24 protein-coding genes and 1 tRNA gene are annotated in these 25478 nt (G+C 64.4%); 15 read left to right on the top strand and 10 right to left on the bottom strand.

What is annotated here, in order from left to right; genetic code table 11:
• Positions 1-133 precede the first annotated feature (133 nt).
• On the bottom strand, positions 134-1297 hold the full coding sequence (locus tag U0C82_RS14815) for a DNA recombination protein RmuC (protein ID WP_322188006.1): 1164 nt from the start codon (positions 1295-1297) through the stop codon (positions 134-136).
• Between the two features lie 136 nt (positions 1298-1433).
• The gene (locus U0C82_RS14810) at positions 1434-1847 is read right to left on the bottom strand and encodes an MAPEG family protein (protein ID WP_322188004.1); all 414 of its coding nucleotides are present in this window, start codon (positions 1845-1847) and stop codon (positions 1434-1436) included.
• Between the two features lie 265 nt (positions 1848-2112).
• Between U0C82_RS14810 and U0C82_RS14805 the strand changes: the two genes are divergently transcribed.
• From U0C82_RS14805 to U0C82_RS14750, 12 genes are all read left to right on the top strand, one after another.
• On the top strand, positions 2113-2688 hold the full coding sequence (locus U0C82_RS14805; RefSeq protein ID WP_322188002.1) for an NnrU family protein: 576 nt from the start codon (positions 2113-2115) through the stop codon (positions 2686-2688).
• Positions 2689-2795: 107 nt separating this feature from the next.
• Complete coding sequence (locus tag U0C82_RS14800) at positions 2796-3788, top strand: tetratricopeptide repeat protein (protein ID WP_322188000.1); 993 nt, start codon at positions 2796-2798, stop codon at positions 3786-3788.
• A gap of 48 nt (positions 3789-3836) precedes the next feature.
• Positions 3837-5249 (top strand): ribosome biogenesis GTPase Der, encoded by a 1413-nt coding sequence (der, locus tag U0C82_RS14795; RefSeq protein ID WP_322187998.1) that lies wholly within the window; start codon positions 3837-3839, stop codon positions 5247-5249.
• A gap of 215 nt (positions 5250-5464) precedes the next feature.
• Positions 5465-6523 (top strand): cell wall hydrolase, encoded by a 1059-nt coding sequence (locus tag U0C82_RS14790; RefSeq protein ID WP_322187996.1) that lies wholly within the window; start codon positions 5465-5467, stop codon positions 6521-6523.
• Positions 6524-6702: 179 nt separating this feature from the next.
• Positions 6703-7338, top strand: a complete 636-nt coding sequence (locus U0C82_RS14785) for a 2-dehydro-3-deoxy-phosphogluconate aldolase (RefSeq protein WP_322187994.1) — start codon at positions 6703-6705, stop codon at positions 7336-7338.
• Between the two features lie 69 nt (positions 7339-7407).
• Positions 7408-7482, top strand: a tRNA-Gly gene (locus tag U0C82_RS14780).
• Positions 7483-7792: 310 nt separating this feature from the next.
• Positions 7793-8902: an S-(hydroxymethyl)glutathione dehydrogenase/class III alcohol dehydrogenase gene (locus tag U0C82_RS14775; protein WP_322187992.1), complete on the top strand. Its 1110-nt coding sequence runs from the start codon at positions 7793-7795 to the stop codon at positions 8900-8902.
• 2 nt (positions 8903-8904) lie between these two features.
• Positions 8905-9405, top strand: coding sequence for a GNAT family N-acetyltransferase (locus U0C82_RS14770; protein ID WP_322187990.1), 501 nt, complete (start codon positions 8905-8907; stop codon positions 9403-9405).
• A gap of 154 nt (positions 9406-9559) precedes the next feature.
• Positions 9560-10396 (top strand): S-formylglutathione hydrolase, encoded by an 837-nt coding sequence (fghA, locus tag U0C82_RS14765; RefSeq protein WP_322187988.1) that lies wholly within the window; start codon positions 9560-9562, stop codon positions 10394-10396.
• Between the two features lie 162 nt (positions 10397-10558).
• A complete protein-coding gene (locus U0C82_RS14760) occupies positions 10559-12886 on the top strand; it encodes a Tex family protein (RefSeq protein ID WP_322187987.1) in 2328 nt (775 codons plus the stop codon).
• Between the two features lie 283 nt (positions 12887-13169).
• On the top strand, positions 13170-13415 hold the full coding sequence (locus U0C82_RS14755; protein ID WP_322187985.1) for a hypothetical protein: 246 nt from the start codon (positions 13170-13172) through the stop codon (positions 13413-13415).
• 878 nt (positions 13416-14293) lie between these two features.
• On the top strand, positions 14294-14647 hold the full coding sequence (locus tag U0C82_RS14750; RefSeq protein ID WP_322187983.1) for a helix-turn-helix domain-containing protein: 354 nt from the start codon (positions 14294-14296) through the stop codon (positions 14645-14647).
• 202 nt (positions 14648-14849) lie between these two features.
• Here the strand turns inward: U0C82_RS14750 and U0C82_RS14745 are convergent, their stop codons facing one another.
• The 6 genes from U0C82_RS14745 to U0C82_RS14720 form a co-directional block, all read right to left on the bottom strand.
• The gene (locus U0C82_RS14745) at positions 14850-16478 is read right to left on the bottom strand and encodes a molybdopterin-binding/glycosyltransferase family 2 protein (RefSeq protein ID WP_322187981.1); all 1629 of its coding nucleotides are present in this window, start codon (positions 16476-16478) and stop codon (positions 14850-14852) included.
• Positions 16475-17191: an XdhC family protein gene (locus U0C82_RS14740; protein WP_322187979.1), complete on the bottom strand. Its 717-nt coding sequence runs from the start codon at positions 17189-17191 to the stop codon at positions 16475-16477. The genes U0C82_RS14745 and U0C82_RS14740 overlap by 4 nt, the downstream gene beginning before the upstream one ends.
• The gene (locus tag U0C82_RS14735) at positions 17188-17550 is read right to left on the bottom strand and encodes an XdhC family protein (protein WP_322187978.1); all 363 of its coding nucleotides are present in this window, start codon (positions 17548-17550) and stop codon (positions 17188-17190) included. Before U0C82_RS14735 ends, U0C82_RS14740 begins: the two co-directional genes overlap by 4 nt.
• 108 nt (positions 17551-17658) lie before the next feature.
• Positions 17659-18933, bottom strand: a complete 1275-nt coding sequence (locus U0C82_RS14730; protein ID WP_322187976.1) for a vWA domain-containing protein — start codon at positions 18931-18933, stop codon at positions 17659-17661.
• A gap of 4 nt (positions 18934-18937) precedes the next feature.
• Positions 18938-19819 carry an AAA family ATPase gene (locus U0C82_RS14725; protein WP_322188498.1) on the bottom strand — a complete coding sequence of 294 codons (882 nt, stop codon included), beginning with the start codon at positions 19817-19819 and terminating at the stop codon, positions 18938-18940.
• A 79-nt stretch (positions 19820-19898) separates the two neighbouring features.
• Entirely contained in the window at positions 19899-20348 is a 450-nt protein-coding gene (locus U0C82_RS14720) for a flavin reductase family protein (protein WP_322188496.1), read from the bottom strand.
• Positions 20349-20730: 382 nt separating this feature from the next.
• Here U0C82_RS14720 and U0C82_RS14715 point away from each other — a divergent pair, with 382 nt between their 5' ends.
• The 3 genes from U0C82_RS14715 (at position 20731) to U0C82_RS14705 (ending at position 24121) form a co-directional block, all read left to right on the top strand.
• Positions 20731-22125, top strand: coding sequence for a circularly permuted type 2 ATP-grasp protein (locus tag U0C82_RS14715; RefSeq protein WP_322188494.1), 1395 nt, complete (start codon positions 20731-20733; stop codon positions 22123-22125).
• A 118-nt stretch (positions 22126-22243) separates the two neighbouring features.
• Entirely contained in the window at positions 22244-23236 is a 993-nt protein-coding gene (locus U0C82_RS14710; RefSeq protein WP_322187974.1) for an alpha-E domain-containing protein, read from the top strand.
• A gap of 126 nt (positions 23237-23362) precedes the next feature.
• The gene (locus U0C82_RS14705; protein WP_322187972.1) at positions 23363-24121 is read left to right on the top strand and encodes a proteasome-type protease; all 759 of its coding nucleotides are present in this window, start codon (positions 23363-23365) and stop codon (positions 24119-24121) included.
• Between the two features lie 161 nt (positions 24122-24282).
• Here U0C82_RS14705 and U0C82_RS14700 read toward each other — a convergent pair whose 3' ends face one another.
• A complete protein-coding gene (locus tag U0C82_RS14700) occupies positions 24283-25026 on the bottom strand; it encodes a PspA/IM30 family protein (protein ID WP_322187970.1) in 744 nt (247 codons plus the stop codon).
• On the bottom strand, positions 25023-25454 hold the full coding sequence (locus tag U0C82_RS14695) for a YjfI family protein (RefSeq protein ID WP_322187968.1): 432 nt from the start codon (positions 25452-25454) through the stop codon (positions 25023-25025). The genes U0C82_RS14700 and U0C82_RS14695 overlap by 4 nt, the downstream gene beginning before the upstream one ends.
• Positions 25455-25478 lie beyond the last annotated feature (24 nt).

Raw genomic sequence — 25478 nt, 5'->3', positions numbered from 1 at the left:
CGACCGGGTTTCGATCCGAGACATTTTAACCGTTTGGTAACGATACGCTTAATTATTATCAGTGAACAGCGATCCAAGGCCCGGAAATCGTTGAGTTGCGTCAGCACCTTGGGTGATGTTCACATAAGCGTGACTATAGGAGTGCAGATCGCGTCGGACCTGTCTCCTCGTCACGCAGGGGCAGGTCGCTGATCGTTTCCGCGCGCCGGGTAATCTTGGCCGTCGTGATCAGGATCTGGTCGATGTCGCGCGCCGACTGCCCGAAATGATTTCTGAGGGCACCGACCCGTTCGTCGAGACGCGCTATGTCCTCGGCGAGATGGCGGGTCTCGGCCTGAATCCGGCCCGCCTCCTCCCGGACCCGCGCATCCTTGAGGAGATTCTGGATGACCTGCACGGAAAGCATCAGCAAGGTCGGGGAGACGATCACCACCCGGGCCCTGAACGCCTTCTGGACGATATCGGGGAAGCGTTCGCCAAGGAATGCGAAGATCGTTTCGGACGGCACGAACATCAGCGCCGTATCGAGGGTCTCGCCGGCAATCAGATATTTCGAGGCGATGGCGCGAATGTGCACGTCCATGTCCCGCCGCATGCGGCTGGCGGCGAACTGCTTCTGTTCCGGGGTCTTGGCAGATGCCATCGCGGCGTAGGCATCGAGGGGAAACTTGGAATCGATCACCAGCGGGGGCGAGCCGTTCGGCATCTGGATCAGACAATCCGGTCGCTTGCCGTTCGAGAGCGCGGCCTGCATGCGATAGCCGCTGGCCGGCAGGGCGTCGGCGATGATGGTCTGCATGCGCAATTCGCCGAATGCACCACGCGACTGCTTGTCTCCCAGAACGTCCTGCAGTTTCGAGATGCCGCTTGCCAGTTCGCCGATCCGGTTCTGGGCCTCGTCGATGACCGCGAGGCGCTCACCGAGTGCCGACAGCGAGTCCTTCGTCTGCGACGTCGTCGCCATGATCGAACGGCCGACCGTGTGGGACAAGCCGTCGAACCGGCCGGAAAGGGTCGAGGCCAGTTCGCTCTGACGGCTGCCGAGCACGTCCGTCATCGTCTGGAGCCGGCCCGCAAGTTCGGCCTGCGCCTTCAGGACGGCTTCAACCCCCGGCCCCGCGCCGCCCGCCTCGTCCAGCCGGGTTCTCAGCCGCCGCGTCTGGCCGCGCGAGCGGCGCCAAAGGCCGAAGAACAACAGGGCGGACGCACCCAGCACGACGGCGAGCCCCGATACCGGGATGCCTGCAAGGGCGACATGGTCATCGGCAAGCCAGAGCGTGATTCGGTCCCAATCCATGGCTGCAGATTAGCGCGAAAAGCTTAAGGAAAGAGATCAAATCAGGAACGATTTCGCTGCGGCCTTGGCACGGAGATTCCTGGCTGCCGGCAAATTTTTTCGATCGCAGATGATTCTCCGACGGATCGCCGCGCGGTCAGGCCATGGCGACAAGGCCGAGATAGAACGCCGAGATCGCGGAGCCGATCATGGCCAGCATCGACAAGGCGAAGCCCGCCATGCGCTGCCATATGGGCGCGTTCGTCCGGGTGAAATGGTAGCCGTGCAGGAAACGGCCGATGGTCAGGGTCAGGCCGAGTGCATGCACCAGCAGCACGGGGGCGCCCAGAAGCGCCGCCAGGATGAGCGCCACGAGCGTCATCGGCATGATCTCGATCGCATTGGCATGGCCGCGCATCGCCTTTGCCAGACGATCGTTGCCGCCGGCCCCGATCAGGATCCGCTCGCGCCGGCGGATCAGGCCGATCGCCACGGTGATCCAGACGAGAATTGCGATGTTGAGGCTGCAATAGAGTGCGGCTGCGCCGAGGGCCGGCATGTCGGGCATCATGGAATTTCATCCTTTCAACAGCTGCAAAACGCCGCAAGCCGGTCGCAGCGGGGTCGGCGCGGTCCAGCTTTTCCGGCGGGTCGGGCGATCTCCGGTCCTGATCGGCGCGAGGAGAGCTGAGCTGGGCCTATCGACACAGTATCAGACCGTCTTCCGTGCATGATACACTGTCATTCCGACGAGCGGAGAAAACGTTTCGCGTGTCCTGTGCCTCGATCGCGAATGTTCGACACGTCTTTCAATGTCCGTTCAAGGAACCATCGCCATGACATGGCTCATCGCCGGTCTCGTCATCTTCATCGGAATGCATTCGATCCGCATCGTCGGCGAGGCACCGCGCGCCGCGCTCATCCGGCGGATCGGCGAACTTGCGTACAAGGGAACCTACGGGCTCATCTCACTGCTGGGGCTGATCCTGATCGGACAGGGTTATCGCGAGGCCCAGATCGCCGGCGGCGTACTCTATACGCCTCCCGCTGGCCTCACGGCGGTGACGCTCATCCTGGTGCCCGTATCGCTCGTTCTCCTGTTCGCAGCCTACATGCCCGCAGGTCACATCAAGCGGGCGGTTCGCCATCCCATGGTCCTCGCCGTAGCCTTGTGGGCGATGGGCCACCTGCTGGCGAACGGGATGGTGGCCGACGTGGTCCTGTTCGGCGCGTTCCTCGCCTGGGCGATACTCGACTATCTGGCGGCGCTCAGGCGCGCGCCCCGGCCGGTCGCGCCCGGCATTGCATCGTGGCAGGGCGACGTGATCGCGATCCTCGCCGGTCTCGGCACCACGATCCTCCTGGTCGTATGGCTTCACGAATGGCTGTTCGGCGTCGCGCCGGTCGGTTGAACGTCGATAGCCCTTCCTTGTGCGCCAAAACTTGTTAGAAGTCGCCTCAAACCGCCGGGCTGGCGTCGTGCGTGCAGTCCGCGACAATCATTTGAAAGCGTGGGGCGATGAGCGACGAAGGTTTCTTTCGCGAGGTCAGCGAAGAGTTGCGGCAGGATCGGCTGAAGTCGATCTGGACGCGTTTTGGAACGGTGATCATCGCTGGCATCGTGGTGGTCATCGTGGGCACGGCCTCCTATGTGGGCTACCAGCGTTACGCCGTGGCGCAGGCCAACAGTTCCGGCGATCGGTATCTGGCGGCGCAGGATCTCGTCGCACAGGGTGACGTCGAGGGCGCGATCGCGGCGTTCGAGAACCTGGCCGCCGACGGTTGGGGCGCCTATCCCGAGCTCGCCCGTCTGTCGATCGCCAATGCCCACGCGGCCGATGGGCGATTCGACGAGGCCATCGCCGCCTATGCGGATGTCGCATCCGACGGTTCCGTGCCCGAGGCCCTGCGCGAGATGGCGGACCTTCGGGCGGCCTATCTGCTGGTCGACCACGGCACCCTCGCCGAGGTCCGCGCCCGGGCCGAGCGCCTGACCGGCGACGACAATCCCTTGCGCTATGCGGCGCGGGACGCGATCGGCCTTGCCGCCTGGAAGGCCGGTGAGGTCGAGACCGCGCGCGATCTTTATCAATCGATCGTCGATGCGGGCGACGCCCCTGGCGGCATCACCCAGCGCGCCAGTCTCATCCTCGGCCTGATGACGGCCGGCTCCGACGGGGCCGGCGCGGTCTCTGCCCCGGCAGAACCGGCAGCACCGGCTCCGGCCGAAGACGCGGCGGCCACACCGGACCAGAGCGCGACGCCTGCACCGGTCGCACCGCCAGCCTCCGATGCGGGTGCGGCTGCCGATGCCGCACTGCCGGAGGGTGCGATCGCCGAGCCTGCCGCCCCGAACGCCGCAGACCCAGTCGCAGCGCCATCCGGCGACGGCACGACGACGGAACCGACACCGGCGCCCGCTGCGGACACGCCGGACACCGCGCCGGACGCGTCCCGGACGGGGGCACCGGCCACGCCTGACGCGGACCAGACCTCAGCACCCGCGAACTAGAACCGCTTCGTCCGATCCTTTTGCGCGGGCGAACGAAGGATAAGCCTCATGGTTTCCATCGCCATCATCGGCCGCCCCAATGTCGGCAAGTCGACCCTGTTCAACCGGCTGGTCGGACGACGCCTCGCCTTGGTCGACGATCAGCCGGGCGTGACCCGCGACCGGCGTCCCGGCGAAGCCCGCCTGCTCGATATTTCGTTCGAGATCGTCGATACGGCCGGCCTCGAGAACGCCCACAGCGAGAGTCTCAGCGCGCGCATGCGCGAACAGACCGAGGAGGCGATCCGGATTTCCGATCTGTCCCTGTTCATGGTCGATGTCAAAACAGGCATCACCCCCGAGGACAAGGATTTCGCCGAGGTCGCCAGGCGATCGGGGGCAAAGATCATTCTCGTCGCCAACAAGTCCGAAGCCCGTGGGTCCGACAGCGGTTATCTCGACGCCTACTCGCTCGGACTGGGCGATCCGGTGGCGATCTCCGCCGAGCACGGCGAAGGTATGGGCGATCTGCGCGATGCCATCGTCGAAGCCCTGGGCCTCGACCGGCTCCGCGGATATGAGCGCGAAGAGGACGAGGCGATCACCGACGTTCCGGTGTCCGAAGACGATGACGGACCGCTTCCCTACGACGACAGCAAACCGCTTCGCATGGCGATCGTCGGACGACCGAACGCGGGCAAGTCGACGCTCATCAACACGATGCTCGGCCAGGAACGCATGCTGACCGGCCCGGAGGCCGGCATCACCCGCGATTCGATTTCCGTGGATTGGGAATGGAAGGACCGAAAGTTCAAGATTTTCGATACGGCCGGTCTCAGGCGCAAGGCGCGCGTCCAGGAAAAGCTGGAAAAGCTCTCGGTCGCGGACGCCCTGAGGGCGCTCAAGTTCGCCGAAGTCGTGGTGATCGTTCTCGACGTGACGATCCCGTTCGAGCGGCAGGACCTGACGATCGTCGATCTGATCGCCCGCGAAGGCCGTGCGCCGGTCATCGCCTTCAACAAATGGGATCTGGCGGAGGATCGCCAGGAACTGACCAAGGAGCTTCGGGAGAAGACCGAACGGCTGCTGCCGCAGGTCAGGGGCATCAAGACGGTCATGCTGTCGGGCGAGACCGGCGAAGGCGTCGATCGGCTGATGCAGGCCGTCGTCGAAACGCACCGCATCTGGAACAGCCGCGTGTCGACCGCCAAGCTGAATCAGTGGCTCGATCGGACCACAGCGCACCATCCGCCCCCGGCCGTTGCCGGTCGGCGCGTGACGATAAAATACATGACGCAGGTTAAGACCCGCCCGCCGACCTTCATGCTTTCCACGACTCGGCCCGAAGCGATCGGCGCTTCCTATTCACGCTATCTTATCAATGGGTTGCGCGATGTCTTCGGCCTGAAGGGCATCCCGATCCGCCTCGGATTACGCAAGCCTCACAACCCGTACGCCTCGAAAAAGAAGCGCTCGTCCTGAAAATCGCCACGTTCTGTTAACCAAAGAACAAGATGAGTGGGGGATGTTGGAAAACATCCGGTAATGTGTAACTGCAATGTGACGGGGGCTTAATGGCATTTGGGGGCGTGGAAGGCACGCGGAACGTTCGGGGGAACGTTTCGCTCATGTCCAAGACCGCGATGTTCGCTGTTGCTTCGGTAACTGCAATGTTGGCGGCACCGGGAACAGCCGGATTGCAGGACGTTTCGGCCATCAAGGGCGGGACTGTCGAGGGATCGGGTTGGCACGCGGTTCTCGCCGACGCGCCCGTCACGGCCGGTACCGCATTCGGCATCGGCCTCGTCGCCTCGTCCAGTGTCGGAGCCACGGTCGCCGATCCGATGCGCCTCGCCAAGGAAGCGATCGCGCAGGAACTGGCGCTTCTCAGCGACAGCGACCGCATCGAAACTTCCGGCAAGTCCGGCCGCGTCTTCGAGGAATCGGTTCGCGACGTCTATCTCGCCACCGTCGCCAGATCCGGCAGCCTCGCCGACGAGCCCGTCATGGGATCCCGCGTTGCCGGCGGCACGGCCCGCATCCGCACCGCCTTTGCCAAACCAACTCAGACACCGGACGAAGCGTTCCGTGTCGCTGCAAATTTTCAGTTGAGCGGGCCGCCGAAGTTTCCTGATGGCGGCACCACCAACGACAAGCTGCTTCTCGCATCGCTTCAGCCGAGCCAGGGCCTGGCGCTTGGATATGCCTCCACCGAAGCCGGTCCGGACGGCGGCCGCGCGGCCTCCCTCTTCGAGAAGGTCCTGAAGGATCAGCCCGAAGCCTTCGTTCCGCCGATCGCGGACGACGATCATGCCTGGGCCGCCAAGACCCTTCCGCGGTCGTCCTTCTCCGCCAAGGAGCAGGAATGCCTCGCCAACGGCATCTATTTCGAGGCTCGCGGCGAGATCACCGAAGGCCAGGCCGCGGTTGCGCAGGTCATCCTGAACCGGGTCCGCAACCCGTCCTACCCGAACACGATCTGCGGCGTCGTCTATCAGAATCAGCATTGGCGCAACCGCTGCCAGTTCTCGTTCGCCTGCGACGGCATCAAGGACCGGATTTCGGACCGCAAATCCTTCGTTCGCGCCGAAAAGGTCGCGAAGGACGTGACCTACGGCAAGACCTGGCTGACGGCCGTTGGATCCTCGACCCATTACCACGCCAACTACGTCAATCCGCGTTGGGCGAGCGCGATGGAAAAGGTCGATCAGATCGGCAAGCACATCTTCTACCGCACCTTCAACGGCGGCTGGTAAGCCGTTCCGGCGCCAGGACCGCCAGCGCCGGTAAAGAACCGACCCGGTCGCTCGCGCGGCCGGTTTTTTTTTGGATCGATCCTGTCGGCCGGACAGCGCGCCACCCGGGGAACTTGCCATCCGAAGGCGTTGGCGCGCATAAGCTTTCGCGAACCCGATTCCCGATTTCGAGAGCCAAGATGCAGAACATCGATCGTCTCCTGCCGATTTTGACCGGACAGCCCGTGATCCCGGTCGTTGCCGTCGATACCGCCGACGAAGGGGTCAATCTCGCCCGGGCGCTCGCCGCAGGGGGATTGAGGGCCATCGAGGTCACCATGCGCACGCCGGCCGCGCTGGACGCGATCGCGGCGATCGTCGCCGATGTGCCGGACGCGATCTGCGGCGCGGGCACGATCCTCAATCCCGATCACTACAAGGCCGCCGTCAAAGCCGGCTCGAAGTTCATCGTCTCGCCGGGCGCCACGGTCGAACTTCTCGATACGGCACGCGACAGCGAGATTCCGTTTCTCCCCGGATCGGCAACCCCGAGCGAACTCCTGGCGATGATGCAGGAGGGCTATGAGATCCTGAAATTCTTCCCGGCCGAGCAAAGCGGTGGTCTTGCCTATCTCAAGGCGCTCGCACCGGTGTTGCAGGGGTTGAAGTTCTGCCCGACGGGCGGTGTGTCGCCTGACAATGCAAAGGATTATCTCGCTTTGCCGAACGTGATCTGCGTCGGCGGCTCCTGGGTCGCGCCGAAAGCGCTGATCAAGGCGGGCAGATGGGACGAGATCACCGCGCTTGCGGCAAACGCCGCAGGCATGGGCGCCTGACGCGCTGGCGCACCGATCGGCAAATCTCTTCTTGACGCTCGCGCGACAAAGCGCGAGTGTCGGCGCGTTGCGGGCGTAGTTCAGCGGTAGAACGCAAGCTTCCCAAGCTTGATGTCGTGGGTTCGATCCCCATCGCCCGCTCCAACCTCGAAAGACGGGTCGGCGCCGTGCCTCCTGGCTGGCCAAACGGCCTTACGGAGCCCGCATGGGTCCGACGACGCCTTCTCCCTCGCCCCCTTTGCCCTGCCTGCCCCTTCGATCAGCGCACCGAGCGAGCCGGACCGACGCGCCGCGTTCGAGCGTCGACCGTCGACCCGCGGGCGCGGACATGAGCGCTCCGGTGCGGATCACGCGCGTTCGGTGAGGCATCGAACACCCGAACGGGGATGTTCAAGCTGCCCCGAAACGGCTAGCAAGCGCCAACACCATTGCAGAGTTGAGGATACCGACTGCCATGAAAACAAGAGCCGCCGTCGCCTTCGAAGCGAAGAAGCCGCTGGAGATCGTCGAACTGGATCTCGAAGGTCCGAAAGATGGCGAGGTCCTCGTCGAGATCATGGCGACGGGCATCTGCCACACCGACGCCTACACGCTGGACGGTCTCGATTCGGAAGGCCTGTTCCCATCCGTGCTCGGGCACGAGGGCGCCGGCATCGTGCGCGAAGTCGGAAAGGGCGTCACCTATGTGAAGCCGGGCGACCACGTCATCCCGCTCTACACGCCGGAATGCCGGCAGTGTAAGTCCTGCCTGTCGGGCAAGACCAATCTCTGCACCGCGATTCGCGCCACCCAGGGCAAGGGGCTGATGCCGGACGGCACCTCGCGCTTCTCCTACAAGGGCCAGCCGATCTTCCACTATATGGGCTGCTCGACCTTCTCGAACTTCACGGTCCTGCCGGAGATCGCAGTCGCCAAAATCCGCACCGACGCGCCGTTCAAGACCGCGTGCTATTGCGGCTGCGGCGTGACGACGGGCGTCGGCGCCGTCGTCAACACGGCCAAGGTCGAACCCGGCGCCAACGTCGTCGTCTTCGGTCTCGGCGGCATTGGCCTCAACGTCATCCAGGGCGCCCGGATGGTCGGGGCGAACAAGATCATCGGTGTCGATCTCAACAATGACAAGAAGGAATGGGGCTCGCGCTTCGGCATGACGCATTTCGTCAATCCGAAAGAGATCGAGGGCGATATCGTCGCCCATCTGGTGGACCTTACCGACGGCGGCGCCGACTACACCTTCGATTGCACCGGCAATACGATGGTGATGCGCCAGGCGCTGGAAGCCTGCCATCGCGGCTGGGGCGTTTCGGTCGTCATCGGCGTTGCCGAGGCCGGCAAGGAGATTTCGACGCGCCCGTTCCAGCTCGTCACCGGCCGCGTCTGGAAAGGCTCGGCGTTCGGCGGCGCGCGCGGACGCACGGACACGCCGAAGATCGTCGACTGGTACATGGACGGCAAGATCCAGATCGATCCGATGATCACGCACACGCTGTCCCTCGACGAGATCAACAAGGGATTCGACATGATGCATGCCGGCGAATCGATCCGGTCCGTCGTCGTCTATTGAGCATGATGCCTGACGACGAAGCGGGCGAGCCGATCGAGCACGATGCGACGTCGCTCGCGTTCCGGTGGAGCGCGTTCGACGAGATGTCGGGCCGGGAGGTCCACGACCTCCTGCGGCTTCGCAATCTCGTCTTCGTCGTCGAGCAGGCCTGCGCCTTTGCCGAGATCGACGGGCACGATCCGGACGCCATCCATCTTCGCCAGTTCGTCGGCGAGACCCTCACGGGCTGCCTGCGCATGGCCGAGGATGGCACGGCGGTTCGGATCGGCCGGATCGTGACGGCAAGCCATGCGCGCGGCAAGGGCCATGGACACGATCTGATGGCGGAAGCGCTGCGCTATGCGGCAAGGCGTTTCGCGGACCGGGACCTTGTCCTTTCGGCGCAGGCTCATCTTGGCGGCTTCTACGAACGCCACGGGTTCGTGGCCGTCTCCGATCCCTACGACGAAGACGGCATTTCGCACATCGCGATGCACCGGGCCGCGACGCATGGAGCGCGGTGACACGGGCGAACGCCCCGTACGGCCCTATCCCGCTCGATGAACCGGACCGTCGGGACGCCGGGCCCCAAGTCATCGCCAGCGGCCCTCGCACACGGTTCACGGCAGCAGCCGGATCGTTCGCCAGACACTTTTTTCAAGGAGGAGAGACAGCAGAATGGAAACCGTTTCGACCAATGTCGCCCATGGCGGCACGCAGGGCGTCTACAAGCACGCCTCGAAGGAAACCGGCACGGAGATGACCTTCTCGGTGTTCGTGCCGCCCCATGCCGAGGGCGCGAAACTGCCGGTGGTCTGGTACCTGTCCGGCCTCACCTGCACCCATGCCAACGTCACGGAGAAAGGCGAGTATCGCCGTCTCTGCGCCGAACTCGGCCTGATCTTCGTCGCCCCCGACACCAGCCCGCGCGGCGAAGGCGTGGCGGACGATGCCGAGAAGGCGTATGATTTCGGGCTGGGCGCCGGCTTCTACGTCGATGCGACCGAGGCGCCTTTCGCGAAGAACTATCGCATGTGGAGCTATGTGACGCAGGCGCTTCCCGCGCTCGTTGCCGAACGTTTTCCCGCCGACATGCAACGCCAGTCGATCATGGGCCACTCCATGGGCGGACATGGCGCGCTGACGATCGGCCTGACCTTTCCCGATCGCTTCAAGGCCGTCTCGGCGTTCGCGCCCATCGTCGCGCCGAGCCAGGTTCCATGGGGACACAAGGCGCTGCCCGGCTATCTCGGCGACGACAAGGCGGCGTGGCGCAAGCATGATGCCGTCGCGCTGATCGAGGACGGCGCGAAGGTCGACGGACTTCTCGTCGACCAGGGCGAAGCCGACAATTTCCTGGCCGAGCAGCTGAAGCCGCAGCTTCTGGAAAAGGCCTGCGCGGACGCGGGTATTCCCCTTACCCTGCGCCTGCAGCCGGGCTACGATCACAGCTATTACTTCATCTCGAGTTTCATGGAAGACCATCTGCGCTGGCACGCCGAACGGCTCGGCTGAGGCGCGGGACGCGGGATGCGACCGGACGGCGGCGCCTTCGCGGATGCCGCCGTTCCGCGTCGTGCCGCCTGTGCGCGCCGTAGGGGGTTCGCCGCCAAACTGGCCGCGGGCGATGCGTCGTCGTATGAACGAATGCCAGACAATGAGACCGGGACTTTCGAGATGAGCGCCAGCAGACCGTCGATCGAAACCACGATCGCCAAGGACATCGGCGCCCGGCCGGAGCAGGTCGCTGCCGCCGTCGCCCTTCTCGACGAAGGCGCGACCGTTCCCTTTGTCGCGCGCTATCGCAAGGAGGCGACCGGCGGTCTCGACGATGTTCAACTGCGCGCGCTCGAGAGCCGCCTGACCTATCTGCGCGACCTGGAGTCCCGCCGTCAGGCCATCCTCAAATCCATCCGCGATCAGGACAAGCTGACCGACGCGCTGGCCGGTGCGGTCATGAAGGCGGCTACCCGCGTGGAACTGGAAGACATCTACCTTCCCTACCGGCCCAAGCGTCGAAACCGCGCCGAAGCTGCCCGCGAACGGGGGCTTGCGCGGCTCGCCGAGACGATTCTCGCCGACCGGTCCGTCGATCCGGACAGGCTCGCCGCCGGCTTCGTCACCAAGGAGGTTCCCGATATCAAGGCTGCGCTCGAGGGCGCGCGCGATATCGTCGCCGAAGGCCTTGCCGACAATCCAGCCCTGATCGGCGAGATCCGCCGCTATCTGATGGCAAAGGCCGTCCTGCGCGCCCGCGTCGTCAAGGGCAAGGAGGAGACCGGCGCCAAATTCTCGGACTATTTCGACCATGAGGAGAAATGGGCCACGGCCCCCAGCCACCGGGTGCTGGCCCTCCTGCGCGCGCAATCGGAAGGTGTCGTCGGCGTCGATATCGAGGTCGATGCGGACGATGTCTCGCCGGTCAAGCCGGTCGAGGCGACGGTCGCCCGGCACGCCGGCATCCGCACCTTTGGCGGAGGCGCGGCCGACGAGTGGCTGATGGGCGTCGTGCGCTGGGCATGGCGCTCCAAGATCCGGCCTCACCTGGCGACCCAGTTGATGAGCTCTTTGAGGGAGAACGCCGAGGGCGAGGCGATCCGGGTCTTTTCCCGGAACCTCAAGGATCTTCTGCTCGCCGCCCCGGCAGGCGCCAAGGCGACCATGGGTCTCGATCCCGGCATCCGCACCGGTGTCAAGGTCGCCGTCATCGACGCCACGGGTCGCCATGTGGACAGTGCGACGGTCTACCCGTTCCAGCCGCGCAACGATGTCGCCGGCGCGTCGGCGACCCTCACCAGGCTCATCGCCAAACACGGCGTCGAATTGATCGCCATCGGCAACGGCACCGCGAGCCGCGAAACCGAGCAGCTCGCCACCTCCATCATCGCCGCCCTTCCCGGCAAGAAGCCGGTGAAGGCGGTCGTCAGCGAGGCCGGGGCCTCGATCTATTCGGCCTCGGAACTTGCTTCGAAGGAAATGCCCGAGGTGGACGTTTCCATCCGCGGCGCGGTCTCCATCGCCCGGCGCCTGCAGGACCCGCTCGCCGAACTCATCAAGGTCGATCCGAAGGCGATCGGCGTCGGCCAGTACCAGCACGATGTCGATCAGGCAAAGCTCTCCAAGGCGCTCGACGGCGTCGTCGAGGATGCGGTCAACGCTGTCGGTGTCGATCTCAACACCGCTTCGACCGCGCTGCTCTCGCGCGTTGCCGGGCTTGGACCGTCGCTTGCCGAAGCGATCGTCGCGCACCGCGACCGCGACGGTTCCTTCGCCTCCCGGCGCACGCTTCTCAAGGTTCCCCGCCTCGGCCCCAAGGCGTTCGAGCAGTGCGCGGGGTTCCTTCGGATCAACAATGGCAAGGAGCCGCTCGATGCCTCGGCCGTCCATCCTGAAGCCTATCCGCTGGCCCGCAAGATCGTCGCCGCCGTCGGCAAGGACGTCGCTTCGGTGATGCGCGATCCGACCGCGATGAAAGCGATCGACGCGGAGCGCTTCGTCGGCGACGGCTTCGGGCTGATGACCGTGCGCGACGTGATCGCCGAACTCGAAAAGCCGGGACGCGATCCCCGACCTGCCTTCAGAACGGCCGCCTTCCTCGAAGGCGTCAACGAAATGTCCGATCTGCAACCCGGCATGATGCTGGAGGGGACTGTCACCAATGTCACGGCCTTCGGCGCATTCGTGGATATCGGCGTCCATCAGGACGGGCTCGTCCACATATCGCAACTCGCCGACACGTTCGTGAAGGACCCATCCGACGTCGTGAAGGCGGGCCAGGTGGTGATGGTTCGCGTCGTGGAGGTCGACACCAAGCGCAAGCGCATCGCGCTCTCCATGAAGAAGAACGCGGGCGAGGCACCGGCCGAACGCGCGCCGCGCGAGCGCGGTGCGCCACCTGCGGCTTCGAACCCGCCGCCTGCCCGCGACGCAAGCCGCGGGGCCGGCGGAAAGGAACAACGCGGCGCCCTCGGTTCGGCGCTCGCCGACGCGTTGAAACGCCGCTGAAAGCGCCCTCGCCCGCGTCCCGGCCGGCGCGATCGCACCTGTGCGAAGGGCGCCGGCGCCGCCCGGCTGCCGATTCGCGAGCCTCGATGGAACGCGGCGGCGAAGCCTTTCGGGCCGTTCCCGAACCGAGAGCCTTGCATTCTGTCGCCAAACTTGAACGTGGTGATGATATCAGCCGGGTTCGGAACAGCGATCGCGCCCTCCCGATCGCTTCGTCGCCGAACCCCGTCCGAACGGGCCCCGCGGCTCGGTTTGGACCCCTGCCACCGATGCGAGCGTATGAATGACCGAGAAGACCTATTTCATCGTCCAGGCGTTCGAGAAAAAGGGTCGGCGGCTGGTCGCCGCCCAACCCACGCAATGCCGGTCCGAGGCCGAGGCGATCGGCCGGGCGGAACGCGACGCCAGACGATTTACCGGCGTCGTCGCATTTCGACAGGTGGCGGACGACGAAACGGGAGAGGTGGTCGACGAACCGGTCTTCCTCGCCCGATATGGCGATTTGCCTCAGGAACTCAGCGACGAGTGAGGGCCGCCTTCCGACCGGCTCCCCTTCATCGGTCCGATCGGCCATTCCGGCATAAGCCGCGGGGCCGCCGGGACGGCGCGATGGTGTTCGACTGTCGCCGGGTTGTTCGGGTCGTAAAAACCAGTGAGTATACCGTGGCTTAACTTGCGGACAGGTCGGAAAGATCAATGCAGGGATTTGTACTTCAAATATCGAACGTAAAAGTGGGATTTTTCGACGAATGACGTCGATTCTGTGTTTTTCGTGGTGTGGGGAAGCTTGAAATACGCGCCGTCGATTGCCTGTCTCCCCTGCGTGCATTTCTTTTGATCAACTGAACGTTACCAGATGATCGTTCCCCATGCGCTGTTTCCCGCATGGCAATCGGTCCTTGCGTGAAAACCAAGGCTGCCCACAGCTCCTTCGGACGGTCCCATCTTCGCCGGAATCGGCTCGTCACGGGTCGTTCCGCAACGCGTCGGAAAATCCAGCTGCTGTGCCGGAAAGCACGCCGCCCCCGTATGACGGGAAAATTTCCTCTATATTGCAATGGGTTCCAGGACTGCTGCCAGTGCGATGGGTTCGGGCGGTCGCTTGGCGGGATGCGAGATGCGAAGCCGGCACCGGAAACCGGGTCGATGGAGATGAAGGCGGCCCCCACCGTTGCAGGGTCCATGCTGCATTACATCCTAAACAATGTTATGATCTAAACAAAAGCTTCCGATGTCGCTGCGGCTACTTTAAACAGGCATCAGATCGCGGTAGCGGTGCTACTCTATTGCACCTAACTATGGTAGCGTAAGTCCTGCATACCGATCATGCGGCTCTGCCGGTTCCAGGGGGGCGATTGGCTGACGCCGAGCCATCGTGCGGACCGTAATAAGAAAAAGGAATAAACCATGTACGACACCAAAGCGGCATCGCATATCGACAAGAGCGTGGGCGCAAAGATCAAGCTTGGCCGGCTGATGGCCGGCCTGTCGCGGGAGAAGCTCGGGGTGCAGCTGGGGATCAGTTGGCAACAGATCCAGAAGTACGAATCGGGCGCCAACCGCGTGTCCGCCGGTCGATTGCACCAGATCGCCCATATCTTGAGCCGCGAGATCCAGTGGTTCTTCGACGAGGCGGACAACGATCCGAGCGATATCGGTCCGAGCCCCCGCGACATCGGCATGGCGCGCAAGTTCAACAAGCTTGCGACGGATCGCAAGAAGGCGCTCGAAGCGCTGATCGACGAGATGGCGCGCCCGTAATCGGCTTGCGCCTTCGGCGGACCCCTTTGCGCGACGCAGCCCTTGCGTCGCCAGATGGGCCGCGACCCTATCCGGTCACAGCGCAACGTCGTGACCCGTGCATCGCTTTCGCGAGACGAGCGGGCATGACGAAGGCTGCGGCCGGATCGTCCGAGACGGGTGCGCGCGGACATCTTCGATCGGCACGCCCGGCAGCAAGACGTCAGGCGTCGTGCCCCGTTCCCGCAAGACGCATCTGCGCCCTGTGGAACTGGTCCGGCGTATCCGTATCGAAACTTGCCCGTTCTCCCAGATCCACCATCCTGATCTGGGCGGACAGTCTGGCCAGAAGCGGTGCGGCACCCGTATCGCCGTCCAGTCGTGCGATCTCCTCGGCAAACCGCGCCGGAATGATCACCGGGTTGCGGCGCTTGTCTCCATCGCACGCGGCGACGATCGAGCGTCCCTCATCGCGTTCGAACGCGGCGATCAGCTGATCGAGGTCGTCGCCGGTCACAAGCGGCTGATCGGCGAGCAGGACCAGAATCCCGTCCGCAGCACCGGCTGCCTCGAACCCTGCCTTGAGCGAGCTCGACAGCCCCTCCGCATATCCGGCGTTCACCACGGGCTCGAAGGCGAGGCCTGCGAGCGCGGCTTCGACATCGTCCCGTCGATGCCCGAGGACGACATGGACCTTCGATGCCCGGGAGGCCGACAGGGCGGCGGTAACCGCGTGCCGGACGAGCGGCACGCCGGGACGGATGTCGGACAGGAGCTTGTTGTTGCCTTCCCCCATCCGCCGCGAGCGTCCGGCCGCCAGAACGACGATGTCGACGGCAACCGGGCGGGTCCCCTGCGATGCCTGACGCGGCCGCGGCCGCATCTCGATTTCGGCCAGCAGACCGCCGACGCCGAACCCCTGAAGCGTGGCCGCGTTCACGGTCTCGCCGGCGAGCAGACGGTCGAGGACCCAGTCGAAGCCGTTCTCCTTCGGGCTGCGCGCGCAGCCGGGCGCTCCGATGATCGGCCGGCCGGCGAAATGTCCCAGCAGCAGCAGATTGCCGGGATCGACCGGCATGCCGAAATAGTCGATCTCGCCGCCGGCCATCTCGATCGCGCTTGGAATGACGTCCCGGCGGTCGATCACGGCCGACGCGCCGAACACGAGGATGAGATCACTCGCCCGGGCCCCGGAAATGGCTTCGGCGAGAGCATCGACCCGGTGCGGAACCCGCAATTCGTGCGCGAGTTCCGAACCCGACTTGGCAAGACGCTCTTTGGTGACGCGAACGGTCTTGTCGAGCATCTTGACCGACGTGGCGGGAAGCACCGTCTGGATCAGCGTGACGCTCCGCGCGGCGAACGGCGCGACGGACATCGCCGCAGACAAGGCCAGCAATGCCAGCACCCGCTCGATCGACGATCCGGCCACCGCCAGCGGAATGATCTTGATGGTCGCGATCATCTGGCGTTCGCGGACCGCCGCGCCGTCGGGCAGGGTGGCAAGCGTGATGCCGGGATCGACCCCGTTGAGCGCGTCGACCAGGGCGCGATCCGGCCGGAAGATGCCGGCGCATGTCGCATGGATATTGACGCGGCCCGTGGCGGCCAGGCCGACGTGAAGGTTCGGCCCGGCAAGCGCGTCGGCAATGCGTTGCGCGGCCGCATCCTCGCCGACATCGCCGTCGTCGAGCCGGGCGGCAACGATGCGTTCGATCCCTGCGGCCCGCAATTTTCGGACATCGCCCGCTTCGAGGCGCGCGCCCTTCTTCAGATCGATCGTGCCGTGCCGTGTCGCATGGGCGAGGATCGCGCCTTCGGCATCCTCAACGTCGATTTCCCCGAAGATCATGAGGCCGGCTGCTCACCGCGGCGCGCCGCGAACATCTTTCGCTTGCGGAACGCCTCGATGATCGCCGCCATGATGGCGACCGCGATCTCGCCCGGCGTGGCGGCTCCGATATCGGCACCGATCGGCGCGTCGATCCTCGCGAGCATCGCGTCCGTGAACCCCGCCTCCTTCATGCGCTCGATCCGGCGCGCATGGGTCTTTCGGCTGCCGAGCGCGCCGATGTAGAAACAGCCTGCATTGAGCGCTTCGATCAGCGGGCCGTCGTCGATCTTCGGATCATGGGTGATCAGGGCGATCGCAGTGTAGGCATCCAGGGGCCGCTCTTTCAGAATCTTGTCCGGCCATTCGGCGCTCAGATCGATGCCCACAAAACGCTCCGGCGTGGCGAAAGCGGTCCTCGGATCGATGATTTCCACGTCGTAGCCGGCAAGCCGAGCCATCGGCGCGAGCGCCTGACTGATGTGGACCGCACCGATCAGGACGATCCGCGCAGGTGGCAGATAGACATTGATGAACGCCTCGCCGCTCGCCGTCACCGCCATGCCGGACTTGCCCGATCGAAATGCCTTCTCGATGATGTCCGCCAGCGGATCGGCGCCGATGTCCGATTCCGCGACCAGCCGTTGGGCGCCCGAGCCGAGTTCCGTGACCGTCACGACGGCGCGGCGTTCGGCGCGTGCCGCGTTGATCCCTTCGACGATTTCTTTTCTCATGCGGTCACCGGCTCGACATAGACGCGTATCCGGCCGCCGCAGGACAGGCCGACGCGCCATGCGGTCTCGTCGGCGACGCCGAACTCGAGCATCTTCGCCTTTCCGCTCCCGATCACGTCCATCGCCTCGGAGATCACCGCTCCTTCCACGCACCCGCCGGAGACGGAACCCTCGAAATTGCCCTCGGCATCGATAACGAGGTGGCTGCCCGTGGGCCGCGGCGCCGAACCCCAGGTCTCGAATACGGTCGCGAGTGCGATCCTGCGCCCCTCGCCCACCCAATCGGCGGCCGTCCGCAGAACGTCCAGAGGTCCCGGTGCCCGCGCCTTGCTGTCGGCCATTTCCGTGTCGGCATTCATGGCACCACCTCGCCTCGATCGATCGTTCCGGCATGCGCGCATCGCATGCCCTCATCCGCACCATCTAGGTTCGCGCGCGCGTTTTTGGAATGGCGGCCGTGTCCGCAATCAGGCGGTGCCGCCGGCCGGTACCGCGCGCAGCCAGGCTTTCGGATCGTTCTCCGGCCGGTGGGCGTTCGACAGAACCGCACAGAGTTCGGCCATCGCATCGATCGAATGCACGGCACGAAATTCGTCGACGTGCTCAAGCATGGTTCGCACGCCTTTCGCGCGTGCGGAGAAGCCCTCGAACCGCAGCAGGGGATTGAGCCAGATCAGTCGCTTGCAGCTCAGATGCAGCCGCTGCATCTCCGTGCCGAGATCCTGTGCGCTGTCGCGCTCCAGCCCGTCGGTGATCAAGAGCACGATCGCGCCCTGCCCCAGCACACGGCGGGACCAGTCCCGGTTGAAATGGTGCAGCGCCTCGGCGATCCGCGTGCCGCCCGACCAGTCCTTCACCTGATCGGCGCAATCGGCAAAGGCCTGGTCCGGGTCCTTCCGCCGCAGCTGCCGCGTGACGTTGGTGAGACGGGTTCCGAACAGAAAGGCATGGACACGTCGGCGCTGCTCCATGATCGCATGCAGGAAATGCAGAAAGATGCGACTGTACTGGCTCATCGACCCGGAAATATCGGCAAGCACGATCAGCGGCGGATGCACGCGCCGCGGCGTCCGGTAGCGCGGCAGGAGAAGATCGCCTCCGGTGCGCATGGCGCTTCGCATGGTCGCGCGCGCATCGATCGTCGCGCCTCGCATGTCCGGCTTGAACCTGCGGGTCCGGATCGTGTCCTCAGGCAATCTCAGCGCGGCAATCGCCTTTTGCGCGGAGCGAAGTTCGGCCGCCGACATCTGCGCGAAGTCCATGTCGCGCAGAACCTCGTTGCCCGAGAACGTCATCGAGGCATCGATCTCCAGTTCGGGCTTGTCCTGCTGCGTCGTCCGCTCGTCCTGTCCTTCAAACAGGGAATCGGCCGCGCGCTGCGCGCCGGCCCTCGGCTTTTGGCGGTCGGACTGACGCGGCGGCGCCTTGGGCGAGAACATGGCGATCATCTTCTCGATCAGTTCGCGCGAACGCCAGAACAGCCGGAAGGCCTCGTCGAACACGGCGCTGTCTTCGCGCCGCGTGACGAGGGTCGCGTGGAGCGTCCAGTAGAAATCCTCGCGCGAAGCAAAGCCGCACGCCTTCGCGGCCGCGATCGCGTCCAGGGTGGCCGAAGGACCGAGCTTCAGGCCGGCTCGACGCAGGGCCCGCGCGAAATAAGCGATATTGTCGGCGAGCCGCCCGTCGGGATCGGCCTCGAGAAGCAGGGGCGCGTCGGGCGTTCCGTTCGTCTCCCGGCCCATCGCGCTAGGCCCTCGTCGCGAGGTCGCGCTTGACCGCGTCGAGAATGCGGGCGCTTTCGCCCTGCTGCAGGCGCTGGATGTCGTCCTGATATTTGAGGATGACGCCGAGCGTGTCGGAGACGTGGCGCGGATCGAGGGCGATCGCGTTGAGTTCGGTCAGGGCGTTCGCCCAGTCGATGGTCTCGGCGACCCCGGGTGCCTTGAACAGATCCGTCTCGCGCAGTCTCTGCACGAAGGCGACCAGCTCCCGCGCCAGGTCCGCGTTCGCGTTTGGCGCCTTGCGGCGGACGATCTCCAGCTCCCGCTCCGCCTCCGGGTAATCGACCCAGTGATAGAGGCACCGACGCTTGAGGGCATCGTGGATTTCCCGCGTACGGTTCGTGGTGATGACCACGATCGGCGGCTCCGGCGCACGAATCGTGCCGAGTTCGGGGATGGTCACCTGATTGTCCGCGAGAACTTCGAGGAGGAAGGCCTCGAACGCCTCGTCGGTCCGATCGAGTTCGTCGATCAGGAGAACCGGAGCCCGTCCCGGCTCGCCCTCCATCGCCTGGAGGATCGGGCGGCGGATGAGGAATTCGTTCGAGAAGATCTCCGATCGCGCGGCGTCCCGGGAGGTGTCGCCCGAGGCCTCGCGCAGGCGGATCTCGATCATCTGGGCGGCATAGTTCCACTCGTAGAGGGCCGAGGAGATGTCCAGGCCCTCGTAGCACTGCAGGCGGATCAGCGGCCGGTCGAGGCCCTTGGCGAGCACCTTCGCGATCTCCGTCTTGCCGACGCCGGCCTCGCCTTCGAGAAAAAGCGGCCGCCCCATCTTCAGCGCCAGGAACAGCACCGTGGCGAGCGGACGATCCGCGACATAACCCTCGCCCTCGAGCAGGGTCATCGTCGCATCGATCGAGTCCGGCAGTGATTTCGTCACGGTCAGTCCGCCCTTGGGGTTGGTTTACGGGTGCTCGCCGAGGCTAGAGGGAATGCCAGTTCCGGTCGAGATAGATCAGCGACGTGGTGCCGATCTCCTTGGCGATGCCGACCACTTCGCCGATGATGATGCGGTGGGTCGCGACGATCTTCGTCTCGATCAGCCGGCAATCGAAGGCCGCCGACGCGCTGTTCAGGATCGGCGCACCCGTCTCGACGGTCGACCAGTCGTCCATCGCGAACCGGGCATCGGCATCGAGACCGCCCTCGCCCGCGAACGCCCGCGCCAGCTTCTGGTTCTCGGCGCTCAGCACGTTGAGCGCGAAACAGCCATTGGCTTCGAAGCGCTCGTTGAGCGGGCTCGACATGTTGAGACAGACGAGCAGCGTCGGCGGATCGGCCGAAACCGAACAGGACGAGGTCACCGTTACGCCGCGCCGTCCGGCGGCGCCATCGGTCGTCACAAGGCAGACTCCGGCCGCGAAACGGCGCATGGCGGCGCGGAAATCCGTCGGATCGATGAGTGATGTCGCTTCCAGCAACAGGAGAGACCCCGTGATCTGAGTTCAGTGTCGAGACCGCGCAAATAAGGCTTTCCTTCGCAAAAAGCACCGGTCGCAGACATAGAATTTCGCACAGCCGCCACATCGCCGGGCGCTCGGCCCCGTTCGGTCCTGCGCTGGAGCGCGGGAGACGCGCGGCCCGACGCAAGCGGGACGGGAGCCTCACGGCTCATTCGAGCGGCAAAAAACGGCATCCTTGTCACTTGTGGGAAAAAAAGGAGCAGGCCTCGGCCTTGTTCGTTCGCGCATACGCTTTCTATAACGGATTATGAACCAACGACCCATGGAGCCCGCTGTGCCACCGTTCGACGAGATGCTGCTGCCGAAGGACGATGTCCGCCAGCCCTACGAACGCTTCAATCGTTGGTTCAAGGAACAGGACACCCACGAACTCGCATCCAAGGCGACCGAGGCGGAAACCTTCTTCCGTCGCACCGGCATCACGTTCAACGTCTACGGCCAGCAGGAAGCGGCCGAACGGCTCATTCCCTTCGACATGGTTCCGCGCATCATGTCGAAGGGCGAGTGGGACGTTCTGGCCGCCGGAATCGAGCAGCGCGTGGAGGCGCTCAATCTGTTCCTCCACGACATCTATCACGACCAGGAGGTGGTGAAGGCCGGCATCCTGCCGGCTCGGCTCCTCGAAAACAACGAAGCCTTCCTGCCGGAGATGATCGGCTTCACGCCGCCCGGCAACGTCTACACCCACATCATCGGCACCGACATCGTCCGCACGAGCGAGGACCAGTTCTACGTTCTCGAAGACAATGCACGCACCCCCTCCGGCGTGTCGTACATGATCGAGAACCGCGAAACGATGATGCAGATGTTTCCCGAACTGTTCGCGCAGAACCGGGTCAGGCCCGTGGAGACCTATCCGCACCATCTGCGCCGTTCGCTCGAAGCCGTCGCGCCGCCGGCCTGCACGGGCAAACCGCGTGTCGCCGTCCTCACGCCCGGCAGCTTCAACTCGGCCTATTTCGAGCACTCGTTCCTCGCCGACCAGATGGGCGTCGAACTGATCGAGGGATCGGACGTCGCGGAGATCGATGGCCGTATCCAGATGAGGACCACCGAAGGCTATGTTCCGATCGACGTGATCTACCGCCGCATCGACGACGCCTTTCTCGATCCCAGAGCCTTCAATCCAGATTCGATGCTGGGCATTCCCGGCATCATGGACGCCTACAAGCGCGGCGCGATCACCATCGCCAACGCCCCCGGGACCGGAATTTCCGACGATAAGGCGATCTACTCCTACATGCCGGAAATCGTCGAATTCTTCACCGGAAGGCCGGCTCTTCTCGAGAACGTGCCCACCTGGCGCTGCGCCGAGGAAGACAGCCTCAAATATGTCCTCGACAATCTGAAGGATCTCGTCGTCAAGGAGGTTCACGGGTCCGGCGGCTACGGCATGCTGGTCGGGCCGACCTCGACCAAGGCGGAATGTGAAGCGTTCGCCCGCAAACTGCGCGACGACCCGCACAACTATATCGCCCAGCCGACGCTGGCCCTGTCGACGGTTCCGATCCTCGAGAACGACAGGCTGGCACCGCGCCACGTCGATCTTCGCCCGTTCGTTCTGGTGTCGGACAAGATCCGGATCATTCCGGGCGGGCTGACGCGGGTCGCCCTCAAGGAGGGCTCGCTCGTCGTCAATTCCAGTCAGGGCGGCGGCACCAAGGATACCTGGGTTCTTCGCGACTAGGGCCTGCCGATGCGAGGCCGGTCTCCGGCCCCTTCCGGCAGGCGCTTTGAAAGACAATGCTCAGAGACGGCGGTCGACAGCTTTTCACCAGGCGCCGCGAGATAAGGAAAGACACCCTATGGCACTTCTCGGACGCACCGCGAACGGTCTCTTCTGGATGTTCCGTTATATCGAACGCGCCGAAAACATGGCGCGTCTCGTCGATGCGGGCTCGCGAATTTCCATGACCAACCTGTCGGCGGAAACCGACGAGTGGGAATCGATCCTCGTCTCGGCCGGCGTCGAAGGGTCCTACAAGGCCAAGCACGGTGCGCCCGACGAAGCCAAGATCATCGACTTCCTGATCCGCGATCAGGACAATCCGTCCTCCATCCGATCCTCGATCGACACCGCGCGCATGAACGGGCGCATGGTCCGCACCGCGATCACCCGCGAAGTCTGGGAAGCGGTCAACGACACCTATCTCACCATCAAGAACGCCCTCGCCTCACCCATCAACCAGCGTTCGCTGCCGCAAATTCTTGACCTGGTGAAGACGCGGTGCGCGCTGATCCGCGGCGCGTTCTTCGGCACCATGCTGCGCACCGAAACGTTCGATTTCTGCCGTCTGGGGGCCTATCTCGAGCGCGCCGACAACACGGCCCGGATCCTCGACGTCAAGTACTGGATGCTCCTGCCCGAGCACTCGTCCATCGGCTCGGCTCTCGACAACTATCAGTGGGCGTCGATCCTGCGCTCGGTCTCGGCGCATCGCTCCTATGCCTGGGAATACGATGCCAACTACACCGCGCCCAACATCATCGATTTCCTGATGCTGAACAAGCGCATGCCGCGTTCGCTCGGCCACTGCTACCACATGCTGCGCGAGGCCATGTCCTACCTCGATCAGAACACCGATGCGCGCAATCCTAGCGCCAAGCGGGTCAACGAGATCTACGATCGCCTGTCGGCCCTGACCGTACGCGAAGTGCTCGACAGCGGCCTGCACGAGTTTCTCGAAGCGTTCATCATCGACAACAACTCCGTCGCCGCCCTGATCGCCGAGAACTACCGGTTCTATCCGGATGTGTTCCCGAACACCGCGTCGCAATCGCAGATCCAGACCGTCTGACGCTGGTAACGAGAATGTTATCAGAACATATCGACAGCGTGGCAGCGCCGTAATTGCAGGGGTTGCAACGCTCCGCGTAAGGATCTTCCGCCAAGGTCAGGCGGAATCGTTTGGCGGAGAAACAACATGACTTACTGCGTCGGCCTTCTCGTGGACTCCGGTCTCGTCTTCATGTCCGACACACGCACCAATGCCGGCATCGACAACATATCGACCGTGCTGAAGATGAAGACCTGGGAAGTGCCCGGCGAACGGTTTCTCTGCCTTCTCTCGGCAGGCAACCTTGCGACCACCCAGGCCACCATCTCGCTTCTCGACGAACGCACTCTCGCCCCGTCCGAACGCGAACCGGCCATTCTGACCCAGCCCAGCATGTTCCAGACCGCCAAGCTGATCGGCGAGACCCTGCGCGAGGTGATCACCGGCTCGTCAGGCCCGCAATGCGCCTCGCCGATGTTCTCCGGGTCGTTCATTCTCGGCGGCCAGATCAAGGGCACGCCGCCGCGGCTGTTCAACATCTATTCCGAAGGCAATTTCGTCGAGGCCGGCGAGGACAATCCGTTCTTCCAGATCGGCGAGCATAAGTATGGGAGACCGATCATCATCCGAACTTATGAGCGGACGATGTCGCTTCCCGAATGCGCCAAGCTTCTCATGGTGTCGTTCGATTCGACCCTTCGGTCCAATCTGTCGGTTGGCCTTCCGCTCGACCTGCAGTTCTACGAGCGGGACAGTTTCGCATCCGGACTTCGCACGCGCATCACCGACAAGGATCCGTACTACAAGACCGTGTCGGAAGGCTGGTCGGATGCGCTCAAGACCGCGTTCGATGCGCTTCCCGATTTCGTCCCGGAGGCCTGGGCCGAACATACGGAAGCTGCCTAGAGCAGCGGTCCGAAGACCGATATCGATCTTCGGAAAGCCCAATGCGTGACATCAAAGAGATCGCCAGGGGACCCATGCGTGTCAACGGACGCACGGGTGCTCCGGCCAGACCCGCCGCGCCGCGCCGGACACAGATCGCCCGACGCATGGTCGGGGCAATCTCAATCGGGCTTGCGATCGATCGCCAGCGGATCGCGCGATTGGCCGATGGCGGGTTTGGAGTCGCCCATCAGCTGCGCCAGAACATCGTCGGCCGACGAAGACCCCTTGCCGCCGATGCCGGCCGCGGCAAGCTGGCGGTCGAGATCCGACCCGGATTCGAGTGCCGCGAGTTCCTCGCCCGCTTCGATCCGGCCCCGCGTCTCGTCCTGCCGCTTGCGGATCCGTTCGAGCGAATCCATCGCATTGCCGAGCTTGGAGTTCACGCCGGACTGGGAATGGGCGATCGCCGACTGCGCCTTGATGAGCGATTCGTTGGCCTTCACATTCTCGACTTCGCGGCGCATCTGCTGAAGCCGATGCTCCGTATCCTGGATCGCGCGCATCATCTGGGTCTGGCTGACCTGCATGCGCTCCAGTTCGCCCTCGTCGCGGTGGATTTCCTGACGCACGGTGGCGATCCGATCGGCCAGGCCGCGCGCGAGATCTTCGCGTCCGGCCTGCAGCGCGGCGCGGGCACTGTCCGTATCGCGCTGCTCCTTCTCGCGCGCTTCCTCGATCTTGCGCGAGAGGCGCTTGTTGGACGCCATGATTCCCGCAAGGTCGGAACGGGCCCTGCGCAGCGAATTGTCGGCGTCGCGGATCTCCTGATCCAGGATGCGAAGCGCCTGCTTGTCGGCGACCTGCTCGGCCGCTTCGTTGGCTCCGCCGCGAACCGCCGTGAATAGTTTACCCCAAACGCTCATCGGCCGAACTCCCCGTTCTTCCACTCTTCGATCATGTTGGCTGCATCGACCGCGTTCTCGGCGAGCACGGCGACCTCTTCGATCATCGCATGGGCGCTGGAGCGCGCCGACAGCGACCCGAACAATTCGTACCATTCGTCGCCGTCGAAGGACGCGATGCCGAAAGTCGAGAGCGGAACGAGCTTGTGCGTCGAAAGGATCATCCGGTCGAATTCCTCGCGCCGCGGCACGTCCGCGACCTTCACCAGGATGACGCTCGCAAGCACCTGGTCGCCGCTGGCCGTGACGAGGACGTCGAGATCGCCCTTCTCCTTGAGGGTCACCCGCATCACGTCGGTGCCCTCGACGATGGAGACGTCGACGTCCCCGAGTTCGTCCGGGTCGGAGGCGAAAAGTTCGGTGAGACTGGCGAGATTCCAGGGTTCCAAGATGAAAGAGCCTTCCTTGCAATC

Source organism: Fulvimarina uroteuthidis, from assembly GCF_034321785.1.
GTDB classification, from domain to species: domain Bacteria; phylum Pseudomonadota; class Alphaproteobacteria; order Rhizobiales; family Rhizobiaceae; genus Fulvimarina; species Fulvimarina uroteuthidis.
The sequence above is the reverse complement of the archived record's forward strand: the minus strand, read 5'-3'. Positions and strand labels throughout refer to the sequence as shown.